Source organism: Coleofasciculus sp. A1-SPW-01 (genome assembly GCF_040217205.1).
GTDB lineage: Bacteria > Cyanobacteriota > Cyanobacteriia > Cyanobacteriales > Coleofasciculaceae > Coleofasciculus > Coleofasciculus chthonoplastes_A.
The window spans coordinates 22,044-28,043 of sequence record NZ_JAVJNP010000202.1; the positions used below are offsets into that span (position 1 = coordinate 22,044).

Genomic DNA, 6,000 nt, shown 5'->3' on the forward strand with positions numbered 1-6,000 from the left:
ACTGTACTTTAAGCTGTTCGGCATTTAAACCTTAATATCAATAACGGCGAAAGCCTTGTAGGGCGTTTAGCGAAGCCATGCCGCAGGCTTTAGCGAAGCCATGCCGCAGGCTTTGCATCTTGCTCGCTACTAATACCCAATTTAAATTGCTTTGCAAGGGGGGAGATCTGTGGAAAGGGGAGCAAGAATGTAGGGGCGAGTTTAGGGATTCACTTGGATGGCTTAACGATAACTGAACAACAAAACCCCGCCCTTTATTCAAGGGTTATTGGCTTCGTTGACACGTTGAAAGGCTAAGGTTCCTTTACTACGAACACTGTCCTCAAAACTTGAGCGGGGCGGGTTTAGTTGCATTTTGGTGCAAAAGAAACGATAATAGTCAAACCCGCCCCTACAGACGGATCAAGATGCGCCGCCGATGTGGATATTTCGCACCCGCACCGGAACACAAGCATGGGTCATTTGGGCGATTTGCATGGGTTCACCTTTACCGCATAAATTTGTCCCGCATTGTTGCCATTCAGACTTAGGTCCGATCGCGTCTACACTGTTCCAAAAGTCGGTGGTCATAGAATGATAGGTGACATCCTTTAACATTCCTACCACTTTGCCCTTTTCTACCTTCCAAAACGCATCACCACCAAACTGAAAATTACGCCGTTGCTGATCAATGGAAAAACTGCCAATGCCATCAATTAAAATACCATCTTCGGTATCGGCAATCATTTCGGCTAATGTCGCCGTATGACTTCCCCCCTCGACTCCCGGTTCTAAGCCTAAATTGGGAATGCGTACCATCGGTACACTTGACCAACTATCGGCAAAGGCGCTACCGTTACTACTGCCTCGCCCCAATCGATAGGCGGTTTCGCGATCAGTCAAATAATCAACTAACATTCCGTCCTTGACAACGTACCACTCTTGTGATGGTACGCCCTCGTCATCATACCCCATGGTACTGCGTCCACCAGGTTGGGTGCGATCGGCTTTGAAATTGACCCAAGGTGCGGCATACTGGAGTTTCCCTAATTTATCAGTGGTGGCGAAACTGGTGCCAGCAAAGTTGGCTTCATAGCCGTATACTCGATCTAATTCTGTGGGATGTCCTACCGATTCATGAATCGTCAACCACAGGTTTGTCGGTTTCAAAATTAGCGTGGTGCGGATACCAGAGGGACTTTTCGGTGCATGGACTTTTTCAATCGCCTCTTCCGCAACTCGTTCCACTTGAGAGAGTAAATCCGCTCGGATAACATGCTCATAGCCCTTATTCATCGGCGGACGTTCATAGCTGCGATTTTGAGCATCTCCATTCGCGATCGCAGTACAGCCAAATCCAGGATAAGTCCGATACAGCGTTTGGTGAATCAGCGAACCTTCCGTCGAAGCAAAGGTCTTATCTTCCTTGGTAAATTGTAAATAAGAATACGCCTTTTTAATCCCCCGTTCGCCATAACCCAGCAGTTGGTCATTAATATGCAACAGTAAATCGGCTTTCTCAGTAATCGGGATACTAAAGGGGTCAATTTCCATCGGAGTGATATAGGTATCCTGATAGGCGGCGACAGGAACCAGTTGCACCCGTGTCTGCTGAGACAGACGACTCCCCTTGGCAATTTCCACCGCTAAGGTAACCAGGCGTTCCACCTCTGCAGGCGTTTTATAGGGACTCGCCGCAAAACCCCACGCCCCATCCAGTAACACCCGCACCCCAAAGCCAGCACTAACATTATCACAGAGTTGACTCAGAGAGCGATCGCGGGCATAAAGATTTTGATGGCGGTAGGTGCAAAATCGGACATCGCCGTATTCACAGCCAGCTTGACGAATCAAATCAATCGCCAGTTGAGCCAAATCCGTTGCGGTGGTGGTTGGGGTGAGTGCTTGTACCATAGTCTATTGCTGATAATTAAAATCCATTGATACCGAGTTGCGTTCTATCATGTCATTCTGAGCGAAGCTATAGCGAGGAACGAGATACGAGAATCTGGACAGATGCTTCGCTACACTCCGTTACGCTCAGCATGACAAATTCTACCTTAGACTGCAACTTGGTATGACTTAGGTTAAATGTATTGTATCGGACTGAAAACCGCTATATTCATCTCTGGCAATCGACAAATTAATCTTCATATCCGACTCAATTTTCTTACCCCCTTCACCCACCGATTTAGTCGTGGCGATCGCACCGGAAATCGGAGCAGCATACCGGGGTATAGCACAAGCCACCAGGGGAATATGGCGATCTGTAACAATAACACCTTGATTCGGATCATAGCCTTGCCAGCCTGCACCAGGGAAGTAAATCTCTACCCAAGCATGAAGATATCGTTGCGATCGTTCTAGATTCCCTTCCTGATACCCACTAACAAATCGTGCGCCTAATCCCATCACCCGACAAACGTCCATGAATAGCACCGCTAAATCGCGACAAGAGCCTTTCTTTAAGTCCCAGGTTTTACGGGGAGACCGAGGTGCACCTTTTTCCCGATACTGGGGTTTACAATGGCTGTAGAGATGTTGGTTGAGTGTTTTGACAAAGTTAACGGTATCGCCATTAACTTGCTGGTAAATATCCTGGGCTAATTGCTTGATCGAATTCCCGGAGGTAGGGTCATAAAATTGCTGATAATGCTGTAACTGAGAGAACCAGTAGTCGGGGTATGTAATCGGTAATTGAGTCGCCCAGGATTCCAGTGGAATGGTATCGGGATTAGTTCGACAGGTTTCGACAACGGATGTAGCGCTGATCGTTAATTGTTCGGTACTGGTATTAAATAAAAGTTTCGCGATCGCGTTTCCATCAAGTTCAATAATCTCAGCAATTTTCTCATGTTTAGGTTCAACATCCAATATAAAGGAATGCAGTTGCTGAGTCCCGTCACACCGGGGACGTAACCTCAAGATATGGGGTTTTAAAATAACGGGTTGATTATAGGTATAGGTTGTGGTATGACAAATTTTATAACGCACGATAATTTAATCTCTCCAGCTCCTCTAGACGTGCCATGGCACGTCTCTACATGTCTCCCTCGCTCACTATACAGGTTCTACCGCACAAAATGTTTTCGAGATTTGATTGCCGACTTGATTAATTTCGATTTGCATTTGATTTAAAAATTCATGCAAACCATTCTCAAAAACATCTTCTATGGTCAAATATCCGAGTTGAGAACACAAACGCCCTAACCCCCGTTCGGCTGGGTTGCACCAGGTTCCACGGGGGGTGCTAGTAATTTGATGCAATGATTGTTCCGCTTGCGCTAGACAGAAGTGAATTGAGCGGGGAAATTGGCGGTTTAAAATTAGAAATTCGGCGACACCGTTAGGAGTAATCCGATGCTGAGACTTGCGATACATCTCATAAGCACTAGCCGATTTGAGCAGTGCCATCCATTGAATTTGATCCAATGGCGTTCCTACCCACTGTACTGAAGGAAGTAACACAAAATACTTCACATCGAGAATTCGGGTTGTTTTATCTGCCCGTTCTAATAATCGACCCAGTTGCCCAAAATGCCATCCCTCATTATGCGTCATCGTGGCATCCATAACCCCAGCAAAGCGATGGCTAGCCAGTTTGACTTGGGTACAAAAATCAGGCAATGTCCCCAATGCTCCTGCTTGAGACGCCTCTTTAACCATCAGGAAAAATTGATTAACCTCTTCCCACATTTCTGAAGATATTACTTCCCGAACCGAACGGGCATTCTCGCGAGCCAGTTGGAGTACAGATAGAATCGAATTGGGATAGTTCGAGTCAAAGGTGAGGAAGTGGATAACATTGTCCGAGGTAGCCTCGCCGTAGCGTTCTTGGAATACATCTCGATCCCCCGTTGTAATCACTAAGGGTTCCCACTGCTGAGTCACTCCGGGGGGCATATCCAGCATGGAATTTAAGTTAACATCCACAAATCGGGCAATATTTTCTGCCCGTTCGATATAGCGATTGAGCCAATAGATAGAATCAGCAACCCGACTTAGCATAAGTATTTATTCGTCCTTTGTCTTATGTCCTTTGTCATTAGTCATTAGTCCTTTGTTGAGGAAGTTATGAACAAAGGACTAGCCCTGGAACAGGTAATTCATGCATCATTCATGAAAGTGATTCAGCACCCACGTATCTTTACTTCCGCCCCCTTGGGATGAATTGACGACTAGAGAACCCTTTCTCAACGCCACACGGGTTAATCCACCAGGATGAACATAAATGTCGTCTCCCCGATGCAAAATATAAGGGCGCAAATCGACATGTCGTCCTTCTACCTGATGATCAATCAAGGTTGGCACTCGCGACAAACAAAGGATGGGTTGGGCAATATAATTGCGAGGATTGGCTTTAATCCGTTCCGCGAACTCCGCCCGTTCTACCTCAGTGGAACTCGAACCCACTAACATACCATACCCCCCCGACTCATTCGCCGCCTTCACCACTAATTTTTCTAAATTATTCAGGACATGGTTACGGTCTTTTTCCTGCCAACATAAATAGGTGGGGACATTGGATAAGATTGGTTCTTCTCCCAGGTAATAGCGAATCATTTCGGGGACATAGGCATAGACAACTTTATCGTCCGCTACGCCTGTTCCGGGTGCATTGGCTAAGGCGACTCGCCCTTGGCGATACACCTCCATCAATCCCGGTACGCCTAAGAGGGAATCTGGACGGAAGACGTGAGGATCTAAAAAGTCATCATCCACACGACGATACACCACATCCACTCGCCGCAATCCTTGCGTCGTCCGCATTTGCAAATAGCCATCCACGACGACTAAATCTCGACCTTCGACCAGTTCCACACCCATTTGCTGGGCTAAAAAGGAATGTTCAAAGTAGGCGGAGTTGTAAATACCGGGAGTAAGGACAACAACCGTAGGATCAGGAAGTTGAGGTGGTGCTAAATTGAGCAGCGTTTCTAGCAAATGGCTGGGATAATCGTCCACGGGTTGAATTGCCAGGGTTTGGAAGATTGCCGGGAATGTACTTTTCATCACCCGCCGATTTTCCAATACGTAGGAGATGCCCGAAGGTACACGCAGGTTATCTTCCAGAACATACCACTGACCCTCGCGATCGCGCACCAAATCTGTTCCGGTAATGTGACACCAGACATCGCTGGGCGGCTTTAAGCCGATGCAAGGCTTGAGAAATCCCGTTGCCGAAAACACAACTTCGTGGGGGATTTTGCCATCGTTGAGAATACGCTGTTCCCCATACATATCGTTGAGGAAGAGGTTCAGCGCTTGAATCCGTTGTTTGAGTCCACCCTCTAAAGTTTGCCATTCCTGAGCCGAGATAATCCGGGGAATGATATCAAAGGGAAATACTCGTTCAATACCCTGATTATCACTGTAGACGCTAAAGGTTACACCCAACTTGAGCAGAGCAATTTGAGCCGTTTCCCGGTGTTGTTGGAGTTCATCAGGGCGTAATCCCTGCATCCACTTAATCAGGGCGGCGGCTGACTGTCGTGGCTGCCCTTTGGCTGAAAACAGCTCATCATAGAAGTCTTCTGGATTGTAGAGATCCCATTGTACTGCCACGTTTACTACACCCCTCCTCCTTGATGTACACCCTACGTATTCCAAGATTGGTCTAAATTGGATCTAGAACTGTAGTGAATATTACCGTTTGCTGAGTGTGCAGGTAAAGATGTCTTCGGAAATCGCTTCCGAACCTCTAAACCATTCGGCATTTCAACCGTAATGTTAATAATTGCTCTCATCCTTGTAGTGCGTTTAGCGAAGCCATGCCGCAGGCTTTGCATCTTGCTCGCTAATTTCGCCATATTGTAGGGGCACGGCATTGCCGTTCCCGTGTCTAGGGAATCGCCGAAACCTTTGATATACCGTAGGGTGGGTTTCGACTTCGCTCAACCCACCGACTTCGCTCAACCCACCGACTTCGCTCAACCCACCGACTTCGCTCAACCCACCGACTTCGCTCAACCCACCGACTTCGCTCAACCCACCGACTTCGCTCAACCCACCGACTTCGCT

Annotated in this window: 4 protein-coding genes; all 4 read right to left on the reverse strand. The window is 47.4% G+C overall.

Translation table 11 applies throughout. The annotated features are described in order from the left end of the window. Positions 1 to 402: 402 nt before the first annotated feature. Complete coding sequence (locus tag RH949_RS29305; protein ID WP_446358145.1) at positions 403 to 1,893, reverse strand: TldD/PmbA family protein; 1,491 nt, start codon at positions 1,891 to 1,893, stop codon at positions 403 to 405. Between the two features lie 168 nt (positions 1,894 to 2,061). Further along, a complete protein-coding gene (locus RH949_RS29310) occupies positions 2,062 to 2,973 on the reverse strand; it encodes a transglutaminase family protein (protein ID WP_006105951.1) in 912 nt (303 codons plus the stop codon). Positions 2,974 to 3,039: 66 nt separating this feature from the next. Further along, on the reverse strand, positions 3,040 to 3,987 hold the full coding sequence (locus RH949_RS29315) for an alpha-E domain-containing protein (RefSeq protein ID WP_446358147.1): 948 nt from the start codon (positions 3,985 to 3,987) through the stop codon (positions 3,040 to 3,042). Positions 3,988 to 4,092: 105 nt separating this feature from the next. Further along, entirely contained in the window at positions 4,093 to 5,544 is a 1,452-nt protein-coding gene (locus RH949_RS29320; RefSeq protein ID WP_446358149.1) for a circularly permuted type 2 ATP-grasp protein, read from the reverse strand. Positions 5,545 to 6,000 lie beyond the last annotated feature (456 nt).

What these genes read in the sequence shown, in the direction of transcription:
- RH949_RS29305 (WP_446358145.1), bottom strand. Translation starts at nt 1,893, where the DNA reads ATGGTACAAGCACTCACCCCAACCACCACCGCAACGGATTTGGCTCAA.
- RH949_RS29315 (WP_446358147.1), bottom strand. Translation starts at nt 3,987, where the DNA reads ATGCTAAGTCGGGTTGCTGATTCTATCTATTGGCTCAATCGCTATATC.